Here is a 22,926-nt window from a genome sequence, read left to right as displayed (position 1 = left end):
CGAGCACGAAGAACGCCAGATCCGCCAACGGCACACCGATCGGCGACACCGCACGCCCAACGTCAGCGGCAGTGATCTCACGCAACGAGGCATGCACCGTCGTCTCCGTGATCCCATACATGTTGATGAGGCGCGGCGATACCGGGCGGCGGTCCAACCATGGTGCGAGCCGCGATGGTTCGAGCGCTTCTCCACCGAACACCACAACCTCGAGCGCCAATTGTCGACGGCTGCACTCGGTCTGGTCCATGTCCGCGGCCTGCAGCGCGTAGAACGCCGACGGCGTCTGGCTCAACACGCTGACCTGCTCGGTCACCAACAAGGTATGGAGCTCGTCAGCCGAGCGTGTCACGGATTCGGGCACCACCACCAGACGCCCGCCGTGAAGCAGTGCGCCGAAAATCTCCCACACCGAAAAGTCGAACGCCAACGAATGACACTGCGCCCACACCTGACCCGCGGACAACTTCACGTCACGACCGATCGCGTCGAGCAGACGGGTGACATTCCGATGCGGGATCGCCACGCCCTTGGGCACACCGGTCGTGCCCGATGTGTAGATCAGATACGCGACATCATCAGGTGCCACTGCGACTCGCGGCGCGGCACTCGGCCCTGCGGTCACCGCGGCGTCGTCCATGACGATCACCGTCAAGCCGTGTCCGTCGAGACGACCGGCCAGAGCGGCCGTGGTCACCGCGGCCACCGGCCCGGAATCCGCAACGACGAACTCCACCCGTGCATCAGGCACCGCCGGGTCGATCGGCACATACGCCGCACCGGTTTTCAGCACGCCCATAATCGCCACGACCGACTCAACCGACCGGGAGAACAACAAGGCCACCCGCCGGCCCGGCCCGACCCCACGCTCGATCAGCACCTGGGCCAACCGGTTGGCGGCCCGATCGAGGTCGCCGTACGTGAGGTGGCTGCCGTCGAAGCTGACCGCCACTGCCCCCGGATCACGAGCCACCTGCTCGGCGAACAGCTCCGGAATCGACACCGACACCGGCACCGCCACACTCAAGGCAGCCCGATTCCCCCACTCATCGAGCTCCTCGAGCTCATCGTCGTCGTCGAGATCCATCGACAACAATCGCCGGTTGGCGTCGGCAGTCACGATGGTTGTGCCTCTCCGGTCATGGCTTCGAGCACCCGCTGGAACCGTGCGACGATTTTGTTCACCCGTTTGGCGGTGAACACACCGGTGTCGAACTCGACCCTCAGAACCAGCTCGGTGCCGGGCATGGCCTGCAGGGTGAGCGGGTAGTGGTTGTATTCACGGCCGTTGACCGCGGTGATGGCCAACCCGTCGGCCATCGATGACGCCACGCTCTCCACCGGATAGTTCTGGTAGACGAACAAGGTGTCGAACAACTGGTCATGGCCGGTCGCGCGGTGGATCTCGCTGAGCGCCAGATGCTGATGGTCCAGGGTGTCGCTGTGGCGGCGTTGCAGTTCGTCGAGCAGGCCGGCGATCGTGGTCTCCGGGGTGATGGTCGCCCGAACCGGGACCGTGTTGATCAGCAGACCAACCATCGAATCCGCACCCGTCACGTCGGCTGACCGGCCCGATACCGCGACGCCGAAAGCGACGTCGTGTTGGCCGGTGAGCCACATGAGCACCTGCGCCCAGGCCGCTTGAAGCACGGTGTTGGCGGTGGTGTGTTGTGCGCGCGCAAGATCATTGACAGCCTGGGTCGTCTCGACGGGTAACCGGAATGTCTCGGTGGCGCGCCGTCCCGGTGCTGTCCGGCCGGGCGCAACCAGCGTCGGCGCGGCGAAACCGGCCAGAACCTCGCGCCACGCGGTGTGCGCGGCGTCGACGTCTCGATCGGCCATCCAGGTGACGAATCTGCGGTAGGGCGCCGCAGCGGGAAGTCGCTGCCCGTAGTAGCCGGCGAAGATCTCCTGCAGCAAGATCGGCAATGACCAACCGTCGAGGACGATGTGGTGGTAGGTCATCACGAATCGGTGCTCATCGTCCGCGGTCCGGATCAGTGTCGCGCGGAACGCTGTTTCGTGGATCAGGTCGCAGACAGCTGCCCGTTCGGTAGCGCACCACCGTTGGATCTGCCGCTCGGACGTCCGTCCTGCGCCGCCGGACTGCCCTGTTTCCGTGGTCATGTCGAGGTACTGCCAGGGCACACTGGGATCGGCCACGATGATCTGGACCGGTTCGTCGAATCGCTTGTCGAACCGGGCAGCCAGGTTCGGATGACGGTTGACCACGGTGCGCACTGCCTCGCGCAATCTCTGCGGATCCAGCGGGCCGGTGATGGTGACGTCGAGTTGCATGGCGTAGACGTCGTCATCGTTGCTGTCAGTTGCGTTGGCCTGGAACAGCAGTCCGCGTTGCAGTGGTGTCAGCGGAAGGACATCGGCGATCCGGTGATGCCTACTCAGCTCATCGATCTCGTGCTGGGCCAGACGGGCAGGGGCGATATCGGACGGCGTCAGACCACCGCCGCCACCGGCGACGTGCGCGCAAATACCCTTGAGCGCCTCGAACCAGAGTTGGCTCAGTCTGCTGGCCTGGGTCTCGTCGAGCACCGAGGGAGCCCACGTCCAGGAGGCGTGAAGGGTTGGGCCGGCGTCGGTTTCGGCGGTGCTCGCGTTGAGCTCCACGGTATGCCCGAGTGGCATCGATATGGCCGCAGCAGTCGCGGCGACTGCCGCACCGTCGCGGCTGACCTGCCACAGCCCGTCCAGATTCTCCGACTGCCCCGTGGCGCCGAGCCTGCCCAGATAGTTGAAACCGACGCTCGGTTCAGCTCCGGACAATTCGGTGTTCGGGTTGAGGTAGCGCAACAACCCGTAGGTCATGCCGTCTGGCAGGGCACGCAATTGTTCCTTGGCGTCCTTGATCACGCGACCGAGTTCCGGATCGCCGGCCACCACATCAGACCAGCGCAGTCGGGTGGCTGACTTTCGAACATTCAGCGACACCGGGTATTTGGCCGTGAACCACCCCACGGTCCGGGACAGATCGATATTCCGGTCGGCGCCGGCCAGTTCTTCGACGCGTCCGTGGCCCTCGACGTCGATGGCGACCGGCAAGGTGACACCCAGGAACTCCGCCAACGCCAACCCATAGGCGATCAGCAGAATGTCCTGGACGCCGGCGTGGAATGCAGCCGGAACCTCGCCGAGCAGCGCGCGGGTGGTCTCGGCGTCCAACGATGCGGTGAGATGACCTGCGGCGGCATAGGTGTCGACTTCGGGCCGCACCGCGGGCAGCGCAGCCGGCGTCGCCAAAACACGTCGCCAGGCATCGGCCTGATCCGTCACTGCCGCGGCGCGAGCGTGCTCGGCGAGCAGTGCTGTCCACTGGGCGAATGACGTCCCCGTCGTCGGCAGCACCACCGGTTGGCCCTGGCAATGCTGAGCCCAGGCGATATTGAGGTCTTCGAGCAGAATCCGCCACGACACCGCGTCGACAGCCAAGTGATGAATGGTCAACACCAGCCGGCCGGTGGAACCCACCCACAGTGCGCTCACCATCTCCCCTGCGGCCGGGTTCAGCCGGGACCGGGCGGCTGTCAGCGCGTCGTCGGACAACGTGTCCACCGACTCCAGATGTGCTCGGGCCTCACCCTTTTCGGAGACGGCGAGGGACCAGCGTGCGGGCCCATCGTCTTCAGCATGCAAACGCAGCATGGTGTGCCGGTCCATCAGTGCGGTCAGCAGCACCTCGACGTCGGACACGGTGACTCCCGGCGGCGCTTGCACCACCACGGTCTGGTTGAACTGGTCGACCCGGCCGCCGGCCCGATTGACCTCTTCCAGCCATCGCATGATCGGGGTCGCCCCCACCGGACCGACGCCCTCGTCGACCGGCCCGCCGCCATCGCCGGCCACGCCTGCCACTTGAGCCAGCCGGCCCACGGTCTGCTCGACGAAAATGTCACGGGGCCTGCACGTCACGCCGCAGGCTCTGGCCCTTGCCACCACCTGCATGGACAGAATGCTGTCGCCGCCGAGGTCGAAGAACGAATCGTCGACACCCACCCGCTCGAGTCCCAGCACCTCGGCGTAGATACCGGCCAGGATCTCCTCGACGGCAGTCTCCGGGGCGCGGTACTGCTCGGCGTCGGAGTACTCCGGTGCCGGCAAGGCGCGGGTGTCGAGTTTGCCGTTCACCGTCAACGGCAACGCGTCCAGGACCACGATCGCGGCCGGGACCATGTACGGAGGTAGTCGGTCGGTCAACGCGTTTCGCATCCCCGCCGGGTCCACCGAACCGGGCGCGTCCTGTGTGACGTAGCCGACGAGGCGCTTGATCCCCGGATGGTCCTCCCGGGCGATCACCACGGCTTGTCCCACTCCGTCCAGTCCGCCCAACGCTGCTTGAACCTCGCCGAGTTCGATGCGGTAGCCACGAATCTTGACCTGGTCGTCGGCACGCCCCAGATACTGCAGTTGTCCGTCGGCACGCCAACTCACCAGATCGCCGGTGCGATACATGCGCGTGGCGGGTTGGCCCGGCCCACTGAACGGACAGGCCACGAACCGCGCCGCAGTCAATCCCGAGCGGCCCAGGTAACCGACCGCCACACCATCGCCGGCCGCATAGAGTTCGCCGACCACTCCGGGAGGTACCGGGCGCAGCCACTCGTCGAGTACGAACAACGCCGACGTCGGGACGGGCGCCCCGATGGGCGCGGCCCCCGACCCGGCTTGCAGCGGCGCGCTCATCGATGCGTACACCGTGATCTCTGTGGGGCCATAGGCGTTGATCACCACCCGGCCGGGAGCCCAACGATCGACCACCTCACCCGGACAAGCCTCACCACCGAGAAGCAATGCCACCGACTCCAGCCCCTCCGGAGACAGTGCCCCAGCCGCAGAGGGGGTTTGGGTGAGCACGTTGACCCGCTCGCGGACCAGGAGCGAATGGAAATCGTCGGGTGAACTCACCACAGGCTCGGGCACCACCACCAGGCGTCCCCCGCCCAATAGCGCAGCCCAGATTTCCCATACCGAGAAGTCGAATGCGTAGGAGTGACACTGCGTCCAAACCTGGTTCTCCGGCAGGTGCTCCGGTGTGGACCGGGCCAGGTGACTCAGGTTGTGGTGGGTGACGGCCACACCCTTGGGAAGGCCGGTTGTGCCCGAGGTGTAGATGAGGTAGGCGATATCGTCCGGAGCGGCCGCCCGGACCAGTTTCGGCGCGGTGTCGGGTTGGTCCGCGACGGCCGGGTCACCCAGATCGATCAGCGGTATGCGATGTCTGCCGAGCCGGTCTGCCGGGGCAGTGCTGGTGACCGCGGCAACCGGTGCGGCATCGGCCAGCATGAAGTCGATACGGGAAGCGGGCAATGTGGGGTCGACCGCCAGATAGGCGGCCCCCGTCTTCAGCACCGCCAGCATCGCGACGATCGCGTCCGCAGAGCGCTCCAGCAGCAGGGCCACGCACCGACCAGGACCGGAGCCCTGCCCGATGAGCAAGTGCGCCAACCGGTTCGCTGCCTCGTCGAGCTCGCGATAGGTCAACGACCGGTCGTCAGAGGTTATCGCGACGGCCTCCGGATTGCCCGCGACGCGGGCGGAGAACAAGCCCGGAACCGACATCCGATCCGACGGCGGCACCGTCCCGGCCAGAGCACCCCGGTTGCCCATCGCATCGAGACGGGCGCGCTCGACGGCATCGAGTAGGTCGATCGAGGACAGACGCCGGTCGGTATCGGCGGTCATCGCCGACAACACCGATTCGAACCGCTTGATCATCGCCTCGACGGTCGCCGTGTCGAACACGTCGGTGCGGAATTCCACTGTCCCGGCGATTCCGGCGGCTTCACCGGTGTGGGTTCGCCGTTCGGCCAGCGAGAAGCTCAGATCCATGCGTGCGGTATGGGTGTCCGCCGGCATCTGACTGACGTCGAGGTCACCGAGGGCAAAGCCGCCGGCGGATTGGCCGGGAACGTTCTGCCATCCCAGCGCCACCTGAATCAGAGGGTGATGGGTCAGAGACCTGGCCGGGTTGAGCCGCTCGACCAGTACCTCGAACGGCACATCCTGGTGATCGTAGGCGGCCAGACTGCGCGACCGCACCTGCGCCAAGAACTCCGCGACGGTCGGATCCCCGCCCAGATCGGCCCGCAACACCAGAGTGTTGACGAAGAACCCGATCAGCTCGTCGAGGGCGGGATCACGTCGTCCTGCGATGGGGAAACCGACTGCCACATCGGAACTTCCGCTGAGCTTGGACAGCAGCGCGAGCAGCGCCGCCTGGATCACCATGAAGCTGGTCGCGTTGTGCTCACGGGCCACTCGTGCGACCTGCTGCTGCAGTTCGGCCGGCCAGTCCAGAGACACGATGGCGCCGCGCTGGTCGGCGGCCGGCGGATAAGGGCGATCGGTAGGCAGCTCGACCCGTTCGGGCATGCCGGCCAGCGCCTCCTGCCAGTAGGCCAGCTGTGTGGCGATACGGCTCTGGCTGTCGTCGAGATCGCCGAACTGGGCTCGCTGCCAGAGTGTGTAATCGACGTACTGGACGACCAGATCGGCCCACGCCGGTGCCTGCCCGGCACTCCGTCCGGCGTAGGCCACGCCGAGGTCGGCGACCAGCGGGGTGAGAGACCAGGCGTCGGCGGCGATGTGGTGCACCACCGCGGCCAGCACGTGTTCATCCCCGGACAGTCTGAAAAGCTGTGCCCGCAATGGGATTTCGCGCGACAGATCGAACGTGTGCCGGGCCGCGTCACCGATCGCCTGGTGCAACCGCTCTGCCGGCCAACCGGAGGCATCGACGATGTCCCAGCCGAACTGCGCGTGCTCGATCGGCACCACCGACTGACGCGGAATGCCCTCGACTGCCGGGAAGACGGTACGCAGGCTCTCGTGTCGGGCTACCACGTCGGCCAGCGCGACACCCAGCGCGTCGACATCCAGCGCACCGCTGATCCGCAGCGCGGTGGCCATGTTGTAAACCGGTGACGGTCCTTGCAATTGGTCCAGGAACCACAGCCGGGACTGAGCGAACGACAGCGGAATCACCGCCGGCCGCTCAGCGGCCACCAGCGGGTCCAATCGAGCCTCATCGCCACCGATGCGGGGCGCGAGCTGCGCCACCGTCGGGGCCTCGAACAGGACCCGTACCGCAAGACCGGCATCAAGGGTGTTGTTGATCGCGGCGACCAGACGCATCGCCGACAGCGAATCTCCGCCCAGGTCGAAGAACGAATCGTCGACCCCGACCCGCTCGACACCCAGCACGGCGGCATAGATCCCGGTCAGGATCTCTTCGGTGAAGGTGCCCGGAGCGCGGTACCGGTCGATGTCGGAGTACTCGGGTGCAGGCAGGGCGCGGGTGTTCAGCTTGCCGTTGACGGTCAACGGCAGCGCCTGCAAGCTGACCACCGCGGCCGGAACCATATAGGCCGGGAGCTGTTCGGCCAGCTGGGTGCGCAGCTTGGCCGGGTCCGCCGTCCCGGTCACGTAACCCACCAGCCGCTGGACGCCCGGGCGATCCGCACGGGCGATCACGGCCGCCTGTTCGACGCCGTCCAAACCGGCCAGGACCGCCTGTATCTCGCCGAGTTCGATGCGATAACCACGGATCTTGACCTGGTCATCGGCACGGCCCACGTAGCGCAGCTGCCCGTCGGTACCCCAACGCACCAGATCACCGGTGCGGTACATCCGCTGCCCGGGGGATCCCGCGCCGACGAACGGGCACGCCACGAAGCGCGATCCGGTCAGATCCGCCCGGCCCAGATAGCCGATTCCCACGCCGCGGCCGGCGACATACAACTCTCCGACCACTCCGGGCGGCACCTGACGCAACGACCCGTCGAGCACGAACAGCGCCGCACCCGCGACCGGTACACCGATCGGGGGCGGACCGGTTTCCGGTGCCAAAGCCGCTGTCCTGGAGGCACATATCGTGGTCTCGGTCGGGCCGTAGGCATTGACCATCGTGCGCCCCGGCGCCCAGCGGTCCACCAGTTCGGCCGGGCACGCCTCACCGGCCACCAGCAACGACACCGCGGCCAACCGCTCGGGCGCCAACAGCGTGACGGCCGAAGGCGTCTGGCTCAAGACGCCGACCCGCTCGTCGACGAGCAAGGTCTGCAGGTCCTCTGGCGACCGCGCCACCGACTCGGGGACGACCACCAGCCGCCCTCCGTGTAGCAACGCGCCCCAGATCTCCTCGACCGAGGCGTCGAAGGCGTACGAATGCCATTGCGTCCAGGTCTGTCCCGCCAGGAACGCGTCCGGCGATCCGAGGAGTTCGGTCACGTTGCGGTGGGTGATCGCCACACCCTTCGGGACGCCGGTGGTGCCCGAGGTGTAGATGATGTAGGCGATGTCGTCCGGGTTGGGCACGGCTAGTGCGGTTCCCGGCAGACCGTCGCGACCGGGATCCGCGGCGTCGCCGATATCGCTGACGTCGATGACCGGGAGGTCACACCCGGCCAGGCGGTCCGCCAGCCCGGACGTGACGATCGCGGCCGTCGGAGCGGCGTTGGCCAGCATGAACTCAATACGCGCATCGGGCAATACGGGGTCGATCGGCAGATACGCAGCGCCGGCTTTGAGCACCGCCAGCATGGACACGACCGCGTCTGCGGACCGCTCCGCCAGCAACGCAACACAGGCACCCGGCCCGACACCGTGAGCGGTCAGCATGTGCGCCAGCCGAGTTGCGGCCCCGTCGACTTCCCGATACGTCATGCGGCGGCCGGCGAAACTGATCGCCACGGCCTCTGGTGCACGGGCAACCTGTTCGCCGAACAACGCCGTGATCGAGATCGCGGCCGTGGCGGGCTCCATGTTCGCCAAGACCGCGCGGTTGCCCCACTCGTCCAACCTGGTGTGCTCAGCCTCGTCGAGCAGATCGAGGGAGGAGAGCCGGCGACTGGTGTCGGCCGTCATCGCGGCCAGGATTCGCTGCCACCGGCCGATCAGGGCTTCGATGCTCTCGGTGTCGAACACATCGGTGCGAAACTCAACTGCCCCACCTATTCCGGCGGGTTCACCTTCGGGGGTCCAGCGTTCTCCGAGGGAGAACGTCAGATCCATGCGGGCGGTCTGCGTGTCCACGGGCAACGGCGTCACTCGAAGGTCACCCAGGCGCAGGCCGTCGGCGGGGCCGGTGTCCTGCCAGGGCAGGTTCTGCCACGCCAGCGCCACTTGCACCAGCGGGTGGTGCGTGAGGCTACGCGTCGGGTTGAGCCGTTCCACCAGCACCTCGAACGGTACGTCCTGATGCTCGAATGCGGCCAGGCTTCGGGTACGCACCTGGGCCAGCAACTCCGCGACCGTGGGATCCCCAGCCAGATCCACCCGCAACACCAGGTTGTTGACGAAGAAACCCACCAGCTCATCGAGGGCCGGATCGCGACGGCCGGCGATCGGGAACCCCACCGCCACATCGGAACTCGCGCTCAGCTTGGAGAGCAGAGCGAGCAGCGCCGCCTGCATCACCATGAAGCTGGTCGCGCCGTGGTCGTCGGCCACCGCGCTCACTCGCCGCTGCAACTCGACCGGCCAGTCCACGTCGACGGTGGAACCGCGCTGATCGGCGACCGGCGGGTACGGACGATCAGTGGGCAATGCCAACTGTTCGGGAAGACCGTACAGGGCGTCTTCCCAGTACGCCAGCTGCGCGGCGATCGGGCTGTCAGCGTCGTCGAGATCGCCCAACTGTGCACGTTGCCACAGCGTGTAGTCGACATATTGCACGGCCAGAGGCGCCCAATCCGGCGCCTGCCCGGTACGCCGGGCGGCATACGCCTCGCTCAGATCGTGCACCAGCGGACTCAATGACCAGCCGTCTGCCGCGATGTGGTGCACGACGGCCACCAGGATGTGCTCATCCTCGGCGACGTGGAAAACCTTTGCGCGTAACGGAATCTGGGTACCGAGGTCGAAGCTGTACCTGACGGTGTCGCCGATCGCCTCCTCCAGTGCGGTCTCCGACCAGTCGGTGGCATCGACGACGGTCCAACCGAAATCGACCCGATCGGCCGGCACCACCACCTGGCGAGGCGTTCCGTCCGGGGCATCGAACAGCGTGCGCAGGCTCTCATGGCGGGCCACCAGGTCGCCCAGCGCCGCACCCAACGCGTCGCTGTCGAGCCTGCCGTGGAGCCGCAGGCCCACCGGCATGTTGTATACCGGGGACGGCCCCTGCAACTGGTCGACGAACCACAACCGGTTCTGGGCGAACGACAGTGGAATCACTGCGGGGCGCTCACCGGCCACCAACGGGTCCGGCCGTCCAGAACGGTCGCCGAGACACAGGGCCAACTGCGCCACCGTGGGCGATTCGAACACCGTGCGCACCGAAAGTTCGGTATTCAGAGTGCCGTTGATCGCCGACACGAGGCGCATGGTCGAAACGGAATCCCCGCCCAGATCGAAGAACGAGTCGTCGGCGCCGACGCGCTCCACACCGAGCACTCGGGCGTAGATCCCGGCCAGGATCTCCTCGTCCGGGCCCGCCGGCGCCCGGTAGTGCTCGGCATCCCGATAGTCCGGCGCGGGCAGCGCCCGGGTGTCGAGTTTGCCGTTGACCGTCACCGGGAATGCGGCGAGGGCTACCACCGCGGCGGGAACCATGTAGCCAGGCAGTCGTTCGGCCAGTGCGGCACGGGCTTTGACCGGGTCGGCGGTCCCGGTGATATATCCCACGAGGCGCTTGTCGCCCGGATGGTCCTCGCGGGCGATCACCGCTGCCTGATCCACGCCCTGCAGCGCGGCCAGCGCCGATTGGATCTCGCCGAGTTCGATGCGGTAGCCGCGGATCTTGACCTGCTCATCGGCGCGGCCGAAGTAGTCCAGCTGCCCGTCGGATCGCCACCGGACGAGGTCGCCGGTGCGATACATGCGGGTGCCCGGCTCCCCGAACGGGCACGCCATGAATCGCGATGCGGTCAGCCCCGACCGGCGCCAATACCCGATGCCCACACCTGCACCGGCCAGGTACAGCTCGCCGACCACGCCTGCGGGCACCGGTCGCAGCCATTCGTCCAGCACGAAGAACGCCGCCCATGCCGTCGGCGCACCGATCGGCGGAGCACCCGAACCGGATTCCAAAGGCGCGCTGGCGCACAACCACATCGTGGTCTCCGTCGGGCCATAGACGTTGACCATCACCCGTCCCGGCGCCCAGCGATCCACCAATTCCGGAGGACAGGGCTCGGCACCGATCACCAACGACGTGGCGTCCAGGCCCTGCACCGGTAGCACTCCCACGGCCGAAGGTGTCTGGGTCAGCACAGTGACGTGTTCGCGCGTCAGGAGGGCGTGGAAGTCCTCGGGTGAACGGGTCACCGCGTCGGGCACCACCACGAGCCGCCCACCGTGCAGGAGCGCACCCCAGATCTCCCACACCGAGAAGTCGAACGCGTAGGAGTGGAACTGCGTCCACACCTGTCCTGCGTCCAGCGGCACCCCGATCTCGAGCGAGTCGAACAGCTGCGCCACGTTGCGCTGGGTGACCGCCACACCCTTGGGCTGCCCGGTGGTGCCCGAGGTGTAGATGATGTGGGCCATGTCGTCGGGTGCCGGCGGCGCCAACGGCGCGCTGGGCCGGCCGGCAATCGCCGGGTCCTGCACATCGATGATGGTCAGGACATGGCCGTCGAACCGGTCGGCCAACTGTGCCGTGGTGACCGCGGCGATCGGGGATGCGTCGGTCAGCATGAACTCGACGCGGGCCTCGGGCAGTGCCGGGTCGATCGGAAGGTAGGCCGCACCGCTCTTGAGCACCGCCAGGATCGCCACGATCGCCTCGGCCGACCGCGGGAACATCAAGGCGACGCGCTCGCCGGGGCCGACTCCCCGACTGACGAGCAAGTGCGCCAAGCGATTCGCGGACTCATCGAGTTCTCGATAGGTCAACGTCCGGTCCCCGCAGACCAGAGCCACCGCCTCCGGTGCGCGCAGCACCTGCGCGGCGAACAACTCCGGAACCGACGCCGACCGCACCAGATCGGACAGCACCGCCCGATTGCCCCACTGCGCCAGGCGTGCCCGCTCGGGGGCATCGAGGAGGTTCACCGCCGACAACGCCCGACCCGGATCGGCCGTCATCGCCTCCAACACGGTCTCGATCCGTTTGGTGAGCACTTCGATACCGGCTTCGTCGAAGACGGCCGTGTCGTACTCGAGACGCAGGCGAAGTTCATCACCGGGTATGGCCTGCATCGTCAGCGGGTAATCGGTCGATTCGTGGCTCGTGAACTCGACGATCTCCAGGTCGTCACCGGCGCTCGACAACGCACCGGTGTCCACCGGATAGTTCTCGAATACGAACAGGGTGTCGAACAGCCGGTCGTGGCCGGTGATCCGATGGATTTCACCGAGCGATAGGTATTCGTGCTCAAGGGTTTTCGTCTGGGAGCGGTGCAGAGCTTCGAGCAGGTCGGCGGTGCTCGTCGTGGCGGTGATGTCGGCACGCACCGGCACCGTGTTGATCAGCAGGCCCACCATCGAATCCGCGCCGACCACCTCGCCCGGGCGCCCCGACACCACAGTCCCGAAGGCGATGTCACGCTGCCCGGTCACCGAGTTCAGCAGCAGCGCCCAGGCGGCCTGCAACACGATGTTGACCGTGGTGCGATGCGAACGCGCCAGTTCCCCCAGTGCCCGGGTGGTTTGCGCCGACAGCCGATGGGCCATCACGCCGCGCGAACCCAAGTCAGACTTCTGCGAAGGTCCGACGAACGTCGGCGTGTCGAAACCGGCCAGCACCTCACGCCAGGCGGTGTGTGCGGCCTCGACGTCGCGATCGGCCAGCCAGCCGATGAAGTTGCGGTACGGGGTGGCCGCGGGCAACCGCTGACCGTGGTAGACGGCGAAGATCTCCTGCAGCAGGATCGGCAGCGACCAGCCATCGAGCACGATGTGGTGATTGGTGAGCACCACCCGGTGACGGTGGTGCGCGGTGCGGATCATCGCCACCCGGAATGCGGGCGGATGGCCCAGATCGCAGACCGCGGCCCGCTCTTCGGCACATATCCGCCGAAGGTGTTCCTCGGTTGCGGCGGTGCCCAATTCGACGTATCGCCACCCTGCGGTCGGATCGGCCGGGATGATCTGCACCGGCTCGTCGAATTGGTCGCAGAAGCGGGCCGCCAGGTGTGGATGGCGGTTGGCCACCGCCTGCACGGCATCGCGCAGCCGATGCTCGTCGAGCGCACCGGCGACGGTGATGTCCAACTGCACCACGTACAGGTCGTCGTCGGGACCCTGTGCGCTGCTGCTGTGGAAGACCAGCCCCTGCTGCAATGCGGTCAACGGCAGGATGTCCGCCACCCGATGCTGCCGCGTCAGATCGTCGATCTCATCCTGGGTGAGGCGGGCTGGGGCGATGTCCGACGGGGTGAGTCCGCCCCCGCCGTTGCGCACGTGTTCGCAGATGCCGGCCAGGGCATCCAGCCACAGCCGGCTGAGCCGATCGATCTGGGTCTGATCGAGCGCTGACCGCGCCCAGGTCCAATTCGCCTGCAGCTGCGGGCCGGTGTCGGTATCCACGGTCCCCGCGTCGAGTGCCAGGGTGTGAGTCAACGGCATGGGTATCGCTGCGGTCACTCCCGTCGCCGACAGGCCGTCGGCGGACATCCGCCACAGATCTCCGGCGGCCCCGCCACCGAGGCGGCCCAGATAGTTGAACCCGACCACCGGATCGGCACCGTCGAGATCGACGTCGGCGTTCAGGTGGCGCAGAAGCCCGTACGTCAGCGGATCGGGTAGGGAACGCACCTGTTCCTTCGCGTCCTTGACCACCGCCCCCAACGCCGCGTCACCGGCCCTGACCTGAGCCCAGGACAGTGCGCCGGGCCGGTCGCCGAACCTCAACGCGACCGGATACTTGGTGGTGAACCAGCCGACCGTGCGTGACAGGTCGATGGTCCGATCGCCGGATCCAGCCAGATCGTCGACCCGACCGTGTCCCTCGACATCGATGACGATCGGTACGCCGCCATCGCCTGCCGCGCTGGAGTATTCGGCCACGGCCAGGCCGAAGGCGATCAGCAAGATGTCCTGTACACCGGCGTGGAACGCCGCGGGTACTTCACCGAGCAACATGCGCGTGGTTTCGGCATCCAATGACACCCGCAGCTGCCCGGCGGTCTCGTAGGTATCGGTGTCGGAGCGTACCGCCGGCAATACCGCCGGGTTGGCCGCCACCTGCCGCCACGCGTTCGCCTGGGCCACTACCTCCGGATGCTCTGCGTGCGCGCTCAGCAGGCCGGCCCATCGCGCGAACGACGTGCCCGCCGGCGGCAAGGCGACCGATTGCCCAGCACGACGCTGCGACCAGGCAATATTGAGGTCTTCCAGGATGATTCGCCACGACACCCCGTCGACTGCGAGGTGGTGCACGATCAACACCAGCTGGCTCGTGGCGGTCACCCACAGCGCGCTCAGCATCACCCCGGCGGATGGGTTCAACCGCGACCGCGCCGCCACCAGCGCCTCATCGGTCAGTGTGTCCACCGAGCGCAGGCATCCGCGCGCGTCGACAGAGCCCGGCTCGGGCACCGTCAAGGACCAGCTGTCGCTGCCGTCGTCCCCGGCACGCAGCCGAAGCATGCCGTGCCGATCGAGCAAGGCCTGCAACAGGATTACGACATCCGCCTCGGTCACGCCGGCCGGGGCCTGCACCAGCACCGTCTGGTTGAACTCATCGACCGGACCGGTACTTTCGATGTCATTGAGCCATCGGATGATCGGAGTTGCCGATACCGGCCCGACGCCTTCGTCGACCGGGCCGCGCGAACCTCCGGCCACTTCCGTCACCCGAGCCAGGCGCGCCACGGTCTGCTCGACGAATACGTCGCGCGGACGGCACACGAGTCCCGCCGCGCGGGCCCGCGCGACCACCTGCATCGACAAGATGCTGTCACCGCCGAGGTCGAAGAAGGAGTCGTCCACACCCACCCGCTCGAGCCCGAGAACATGGGCGTAGATGTCGGTCAGCACCTCTTCGATGGCGTCCGCGGGAGCCCGGTAGCCGTCACCGGACTCATAGTCCGGCGCGGGAAGTGCTCGGGTGTCGAGCTTTCCGTTGACCGTCAGCGGCAGCGCGTCGAGCGCCACCACCGCGACCGGCACCATGTAGGCGGGCAGCCGGTCGCCGAGCTCGGCGCGGACGCCGGAAGGTTCGGCGGTGCCGGTGATGTAGCCGACGAGGCGCTTATCGCCGGGACGGTCCTCACGCGCGATCACCACGGCCTGCTCGACGCCGTCGAGGCCGGCCAATGCGGCCTGGACTTCGCCGAGTTCGATGCGATACCCGCGGATCTTGACCTGCTCGTCGGCGCGGCCCAGGTATAGCAACTGCCCGTCCGGACGCCAGCACACCAGATCTCCGGTGCGATACATCCGTGTTGCGGCACCTTCCGCGCCGCCGAACGGGCACGCGACAAACCGTGACGCCGTCAACCCGGTCCGGTCGACGTAGCCGTACGCCAGTCCCGTACCCGCCACATATAGTTCACCGATGACGCCGGCCGGCACCGGGCGCAACCACTCGTCGAGCACGAACAGCGCTGCCCCGGGAACCGGCGAGCCGATCGGCACGACAGACGATCCCGGCTGACCGGCTTTCAGGGGCGCACTGATCGCCACGCACATCGTGGTCTCGGTGGGTCCGTACGCGTTGATCATCACGCGGCCCGGAGCCCACTGATCGACCACCTCGGGCGGGCAGGCCTCCCCCACCACCACCAGCGCGGCGGACTCCAGCCCCTCCGACGGTAAGACCCGTACCGCAGAGGGGGTTTGGGTCAGTACGTCGACGTGTTCGCGAACCAGCAAGGCGTGGAAGTCATCTGGCGAGACCGTCACATCCTCGGGGACGACCACGACTCGACCTCCGCGGAGCAGAGCACCGAAGATTTCCCATACCGAGACGTCGAACGCGAGGGAGTGACACTGGGGCCACACCCCGGGGCGCGGTAGCCCCGCATCGAGCGACGCCAACAGCTGCGTCACGTTGTGATGGGTGACGGCAACGCCTTTGGGCACGCCAGTGGTACCCGAGGTGTAGATCAGGTAGGCGACGTCGTCCGCGTGCGGCGTCGGCAGTTCGGCACCCGAGTGGGATGTATCGATCGCATTGACGTCGATCACAGCCAGGTTTGGTCCCTGCAGCCGGACGGCAAGATCGGCCGTCGTGACGGCGGCAACCGGTCGGGCGTCGCTCAGTACGAACTCCAGCCGCGCTTCGGGCACCACCGGATCGATCGGGAGATAGGCAGCCCCGGTCTTCAGGATGGCCAGGATCGTGATGATCGCCTCAGCGGACCGGTTGAACAGCAGCGCAACACACTGCCCTGGGCCGGCCCCGTGGCGGATCAACAAGTGTGCCAAGCGGTTCGCGGATTCATCGACGTCGCGATAGGTCCATGAGCGTGCACCGAAGGTGAGCGCCACCGCTTCCGGGGTATGCGACACGTGCTCGGCGAACAGCGCGGGAATCGAGATGGCAGCGGAGGCCGGGACCGGGGAGGTTATCGCCCCGCGGTTGCCGAGAGCAGCGAGGCGCGCCCGCTCGTCGTCTCCGAGCAGATCGAGCGACGACAGACGTGCGGTCGGGTCGGCGGTCATGGAGGTCAGCACGCGTTGCAATCGGGCGATCAGTGACTCGATTGTCTCGGCGTCGAACACGTCGGTGCGGAATTCCACCGTGCCGCCGATGCCGGCCGGCTCACCGGTCTCGGTCCGCCGCTCGGCCAGCGAGAAATTCAAATCCATTCGGGCGGTGTGGGTGTCCACAGGCATGCGGTCGACCCGTACGTCGCCCAAGACCATCCCGGCCGCCGAAGTGTTGATGTCCTGCCCGTCGAAGTTCTGCCACGCGAGCGCCACCTGGATCAACGGGTGGTGTGCAAGAGACCGCGTCGGGTTCAATCGCTCGACGAGGACTTCGAACGGCACATCCTGGTTGTCGAAGGCGGCCAGGCTGTGTGCCCGCACTTGGGCCAAGACCTCGGTGACCGTCGGATCCCCGGCCAGGTCCACCCGCAGCACGAGTGTGTTGACGAAGAAGCCGACCAGTTCATCCAGCGCTGGGTCACGGCGGCCGGCGACCGGGAATCCCACCGCCACATCGGAATTCGCGCTGAGCTTGGAAAGCAGCGTGAGCAGTGCGGCTTGGACCACCATGAAGGTTGTCGCGTTGTGCTCACGAGCCACCCTCGCGACCTGCCGCTGAAGCTCGGCCGGCCAGTCCACCGATATCGTGGCGCCGCGCTGATCGGTCACCAGGGGATACGGCCGATCGGTGGGTAGGTCGATGCGCTCGGGCATGCCCGCCAACGCGTGGCGCCAGTAGGCCAACTGTGTGGCGATACGGCTGTCGCTGTCGTCGAAGTCGCCGAACTGCGCTCGCTGCCACAATGTGTAATCGGCGTACTGCACTGCCAGTGGCGTCCAGTCCGGGACTCGTCCTGCGCACCGACTGGCATACGCCCGGCCCAAATCGACCACAAGCGGCGTTACCGACCAGCCGTCCGCGGCGATGTGGTGCACGACCGCGGCCAGCACGTGCTCGTCATCGGACAGCCGGAAAAGCCGTGCCCTCAGGGGAATTTCGGAAGACAAATCGAAAGTGTGCCGCGACGCGCGCTCGATGCCGGCCCGCAGCTGCGCAGGCGTCCAGCCGTTGGCGTCGACGACGTCCCAGGCGACGTCATTCTGCCCGGGGGCCGACACGACCTGACGGGGAACGCCGTCGGGAGCGGCGAACAGGGTGCGCAGGCTCTCGTGACGAGCCACGACGTCGGACAATGCCGCGCTCAATGCCTCGACATCCAGTGCGCCGGTGAGCCGGAAGGCAGCGGTCATGTTGTAAGCCGGTGATGGACCCTGCAATTGGTCGAGGAACCACAACCGCGACTGGGCGAACGACAGCGGCACCACGTTGGGCCGCTCACCGGCCACCAAGGGCTCCAGGCGGGACTCTTCCCCACCAAGGCGGAGGGCGAGCTGGGTCACCGACGGTGAGTCGAACAGCGAACCCACTGTGATGCCGGTCCGCAGCGACTTGTTGATCGCGGCGACCAGACGCATCGCGGACAACGAGTCTCCACCGAGATCGAAGAACGATTGGTGGACGCCCACGCGGTCCAGGGCGAGTACCCGCGCGAAGATGTCGGCGAGGATCTCCTCGACCGGATTCGTCGGGGGCCGATAGTGATCGGTGTCGAGGAAGTTTGGCGCGGGCAGCGCGCGTTTGTCGAGTTTTCCGTTGACCGTCAGTGGAACCGCGTCGAGCGCCAGTACCGCGGACGGGACCATGTAGCCCGGCAGCCGCTCGGCCAGCCGGAGTCGGGCCTGTCCCGGCTCGGCCGTTCCGGTGATGTAGCCGACCAGTCGCTTGTCTCCGGGGTGGTCTTCGCGAGCGATCACAACGGCTTGCGTCACCCCGTCGAGTGCTGCCAGCGCGGCCTGGACTTCGCCGAGTTCGATGCGATACCCGCGGATCTTGACCTGCTCGTCGGCACGCCCGAGGTACTCCAGTTGACCGTCGGAACCCCATCGCACCAGATCGCCGGTGCGGTACATCCTTTGGCCGAGGGATCCCGCGCCACCGAACGGACACGCGACGAACCGCGACGACGTCAGGGCCGCCCGGCGCCAATATCCTGTGCCCACACCGCGTCCCGCGATGTACAACTCACCGATCACACCGGGCGCCACCGGACGCAACCAGGCGTCCAGTACGAACAGCGCCGCTCCGGCAACAGGGGCGCCGATCGGCGCGACCGTCGCGCTGGTCAGTGGTGCGCTGATCGATGCATACACCGTTGCCTCGGTGGGGCCGTACGCGTTGATCATCACCCGGCCCGGAGCCCAGCGGTCCACCAGGTCAGGCGGACAGGCCTCACCGGCCACCACCACCGCCGCCGACTCAAGTCCCTCCGGAGAGATCATGCCCGCGGCCGATGGTGTCTGGCTCAGCACGGTCACACGTTCGGTGACCAGCAACGCATGGAAGTCATCGGGCGACGCCGCTACCGATTCTGGGACCACCACCAGGCGCGCGCCATGGAGCAACGCACCGAATATCTCCCAAACCGAGACATCGAAGCTGTAGGAGTGCCACTGCGTCCATACCTGTTCCGGCCCCGACGACACGTGTGCGCCGAGGGATCCGAACAACCCCGGCACGTTACGGTGCGGGATGGCAACACCTTTCGGTATGCCAGTGGTACCCGAGGTGTAGATGATGTAGGCGATGTCATCGGGCGCCGGGGCATGCAGTACAGATCGCGCCCGCACTTCGACGGGATCGTCGATGCTGATGACAGGAAGATCGAGACCATCCAGGCGCGGCTGTTGCCCGGCAGTGGTGACCGCCACGACGGGCGCGGCGTCGGCGACCATGAAATCGATGCGCGCCGGCGGCAGCGCCGGATCCACCGGCACATAGGCGGCACCGGTTTTCAGGACGGCCAGAATCGCCACGATGGCTTCGGCCGACCGGGAGAACAACAGCGCCACAGCCTCGCCCGGCCGGGCTCCGTGAGCGGACAAGACATGCGCGAAGCGCTCGGTGGCCTCATCGAGTTCCCGGTAGGTCATCGACCGGCCCTCGAAAGTGACCGCCACCGCGTCCGGCGTCCGGGCCACCTGCTCTGCGAAAAGTGCCGGAATGGAGGCCGAGGTTGCGGCCGGAGCGGTCAGCACCGCCCGATGGCTCCACTCGTCGAGACGGGTGTGTGCCCCATCGTCGAGCAGATCGACAGTCGACAGCGGCCGGCGCGGATCCGCGGTCATCGCCGTCAGAACCGCTTGTAGCTGTTCGATCAACGACTCGACGGCGCCGAGATCGAATACGCCGGTGTCGAATTCGACGCGCAACCCCATTTCGTGGCCCGGCAGCACTTGCACCGCCAGCGGGTAATGGTTGGATTCGCGGAAATCGAAGTCGGTGATCGCCAAGCCGTCGACGCCTGACAGTGCGGTCGTGTCAACCGGGTAGTTCTCGAAGACCAGCAGGGTGTCGAACAGTTTGTCGTGCCCGGTGATGCGGTGGATGTCGCTGAGCGCCACATGTTGGTGGTCGAGGGTGTCGTTGTGGGCGCCCTGCAATTGCTGCAACAGGTCTGCGGTAGTGGTGTCCGGGTTGAAGGTCGCGCGCACCGGCACCGTGTTGATCAGCAGGCCCACCATGGAATCCGCGCCGGGAACGTCGGCAGGGCGGCCAGAGACGGTGGTGCCGAAGGTCACGTCCTGCTGACCGGTCAGAGAGCTGAGCAGCAGCGCCCACGCGCTTTGCAACACGATGCTGGTGGTGGTGTGATGCGCGCGCGCCAGATCGCCGAGCGCCCGGGTGATCCCCTCGGGCAGTCGGAAGGATTCAACGCCTCGCTCCCCCAGCCCATCTCGGTCCGGTGGTCCCACCAGCGTCGGCGATTCGAATCCGGCCAGCATCTGCCGCCACACCTCGTGGGCTGCGACCCGATCACGCTCGTAGAGCCAGCGGACAAAGCTGCGGTACGCCGGGGCCGCGGGCAGGCGTTGCCCACCGAGGCCGGCGAAGATGTCCTGGAGCAGGATCGGCATCGACCAACCGTCGAGCACGATGTGGTGAGTGGTCAGCACGAACCGATGCCGATCCTCGGCGGTGCGAATGAGGACGGCCCGGAACGGCGGCTGGTTCTCGAGGTCACACACCGCGGCACGTTCGGCGGCGCAGATGCCCTCGATTTGATCGTCGATGCCAATGCCGTTGGCTGCCAACTCGACATATTGCCAGGGCGCCGCGGGGTCAGCGGGAATCACCTGCACCGGTTGCTCGAACTGTCCACAGAATCGGGCGGCCAGGTGCGGGTGCCTCCGGACCACCTCGTGCACCGCTTCTGCCAGCCGCTGCGCGTCGAGCGGGCCACTCAGCGCGACGTTCAGCTGCATCGCATACACGTCGCCCGAGCTCTGTGCGGCGCCGGCGTGGAAGAGCAGCCCCTGTTGCAGGGGGGTCAGCGGCAGGATGTCGGCGATACGGTGTTGCCTGCCAAGCTCGTCGATCTCGTCCTGGCTCAGCTCGGCCGGCGCGATATCCGATGGAGTCAGTCCACCGCCACCGCTTCGCACATGCGAGCAGATGCCGGCCAGAGCCTCGAACCACAACCGGTTCAATCGGCTGACTTGCTCGCCATCGAGCACCGAGCGCGCCCACGTCCAGTCGGCGTTGAGCTGCAGACCGGTGGCGGTGTCGACAGCGGCTGCATTGAGTTCGACGGTGTGCCCGAGCGATGTCGGCACCGCACCGGCGGCGCGGGTCAACGACAAGCCCTCAGACCGGATCTGCCAGTGATCGCCGGAGCTGTCGCCGGCGGTCGCACCCAGGCGTCCCAGGTAGTTGAACGCGAATGCCGGGTCGGGTCCGGAAAGATCTACGTCACGGTTCAGGTAGCGCAGCAGACCGTAAGTCAGACCGTCGGGCAGGGTGCGGAGTTGCGCTTTGGCGTCCTTGATCACCGCGCCGAGGGCCGCGGCACCGGCGACCACCTGAGTCCAGCGCAGTTTACCGACCGCCAGCGCCACCGGGTATTTGGTGGTGAACCATCCGACCGTGCGCGACAGGTCGATCTCGCGGTCGAGCGTTCCACCCAGGTCTTCCTGGCGGCCATGGCCCTCGACATCAATCGTGGTCGGGGCGCCGTCCGCGCGGGTGAATTCGGCGACCGCCAAGGCGAACGCGATCAACAGAATGTCTTGGGTCCCTGCGTGAAACGCCGCAGGTACCTCTCCGAGGAGCTGATGGGTGGTCTCGGCGTCCAGCGTCATGGACAAGTGCCCGGCGGTCCGGTAGGTGTCGACGTCCGATTGCGGTGCGGGCAGCGCCGGTGGAGTGGCCGCGACCTGCCGCCACACCTCCGCTTGGTCGGCCACATGCGGGTTCAGTGCGAACTCAGCCAGCAGCTCCGCCCATCTGGCGAACGACATACCGGCCGGCGGTAACGCTACGGGGTGTCCGCGGCGATGCTGTGCCCAGGCGATATTGAGGTCCTCCAACATAATTCGCCATGACACGCCGTCGACTGCCAGATGGTGAACGATCAGCACGAGTTGATTCGTGGAGGTCACCCACAGGGCGCTCAGCACCGTCCCGGAGGCGGGATCCAACGCCGATCTCGCTGCTTCCAGCGCCTCATCGGACAACACGTCAACCGTGCGCACGCACTCGGCGGCGTGGACCGCACCCGCGGGGGGCACCGTCAACGACCATCCGCCGGCGCCGTCGTCTTCGGCCCGCACTCGAAGCATGCCATGCCGATCGAGCAAGGCCTGCAAAAGGATTACGACACCGGCCTCGGTCGCACCCGCAGGAGCTTGCAGCATCACCGTCTGGTTGAACTGGTCGATCGGGCCGCCGGCGCGTTCCAGACCCTTGAGCCACCGCATGATCGGGGTCGCCACCACCGGTCCGAGACCCTCGTCGACTGGCTCGTCGGTGGCACTGGTCGCCTGGACAACCTGGGAAAGCCGGGCCACGGTCTGCTCGACGAAGATGTCGCGTGGACGACAGGTCAGACCCGCGGCCCGGGCGCGGGAGGCCACCTGCATCGACAAGATGCTGTCGCCGCCCAGTTCGAAGAACGAATCGTTGACGCCGACGCGGTCCAGGCCCAGGATCTGGGCGTAGATGCCGGCCAGGATCTCCTCGGTGGGAGTCGACGGGCCCCGGTAGTCATCGAGATGCTGGTATTCCGGTGCGGGCAAGGCCTTCTTGTCGAGCTTGCCGTTGACCGTCAACGGCAACGCGGCGATGGAGACGACGGCCGCGGGCACCATGTACGGCGGCAGCACCTCTGCCAGCGCCGCTCGCGACACGGCGGGATCGGCCGGACCGGTGATATAGCCGACCAGCCGCTTGTCCCCCGGCCGATCCTCACGGGCGATCACCACGGCCTGACCGACACCATCCAACTCCGTCAACGCAGCTTGGACTTCACC

At 67.0% G+C, this 22,926-nt stretch carries 2 protein-coding genes; both read right to left on the bottom strand.

Annotated elements, in window-relative coordinates:
- The coding region (locus QQ25_RS29655; protein WP_039382915.1) for an AMP-binding protein at positions 1-1,120 on the bottom strand (1,120 nt) is incomplete at its 3' end.
- Positions 1,117-22,926, bottom strand: a 21,810-nt coding sequence (locus QQ25_RS29650; protein ID WP_052236170.1) for a non-ribosomal peptide synthase/polyketide synthase, incomplete at its 5' end; no start/stop codon positions are given. The genes QQ25_RS29650 and QQ25_RS29655, both read right to left, overlap by 4 nt.

This window comes from Mycolicibacterium setense, from assembly GCF_000805385.1.
GTDB lineage: Bacteria > Actinomycetota > Actinomycetes > Mycobacteriales > Mycobacteriaceae > Mycobacterium > Mycobacterium setense.
This window is presented reverse-complemented; position numbering and strand designations above follow the sequence as displayed.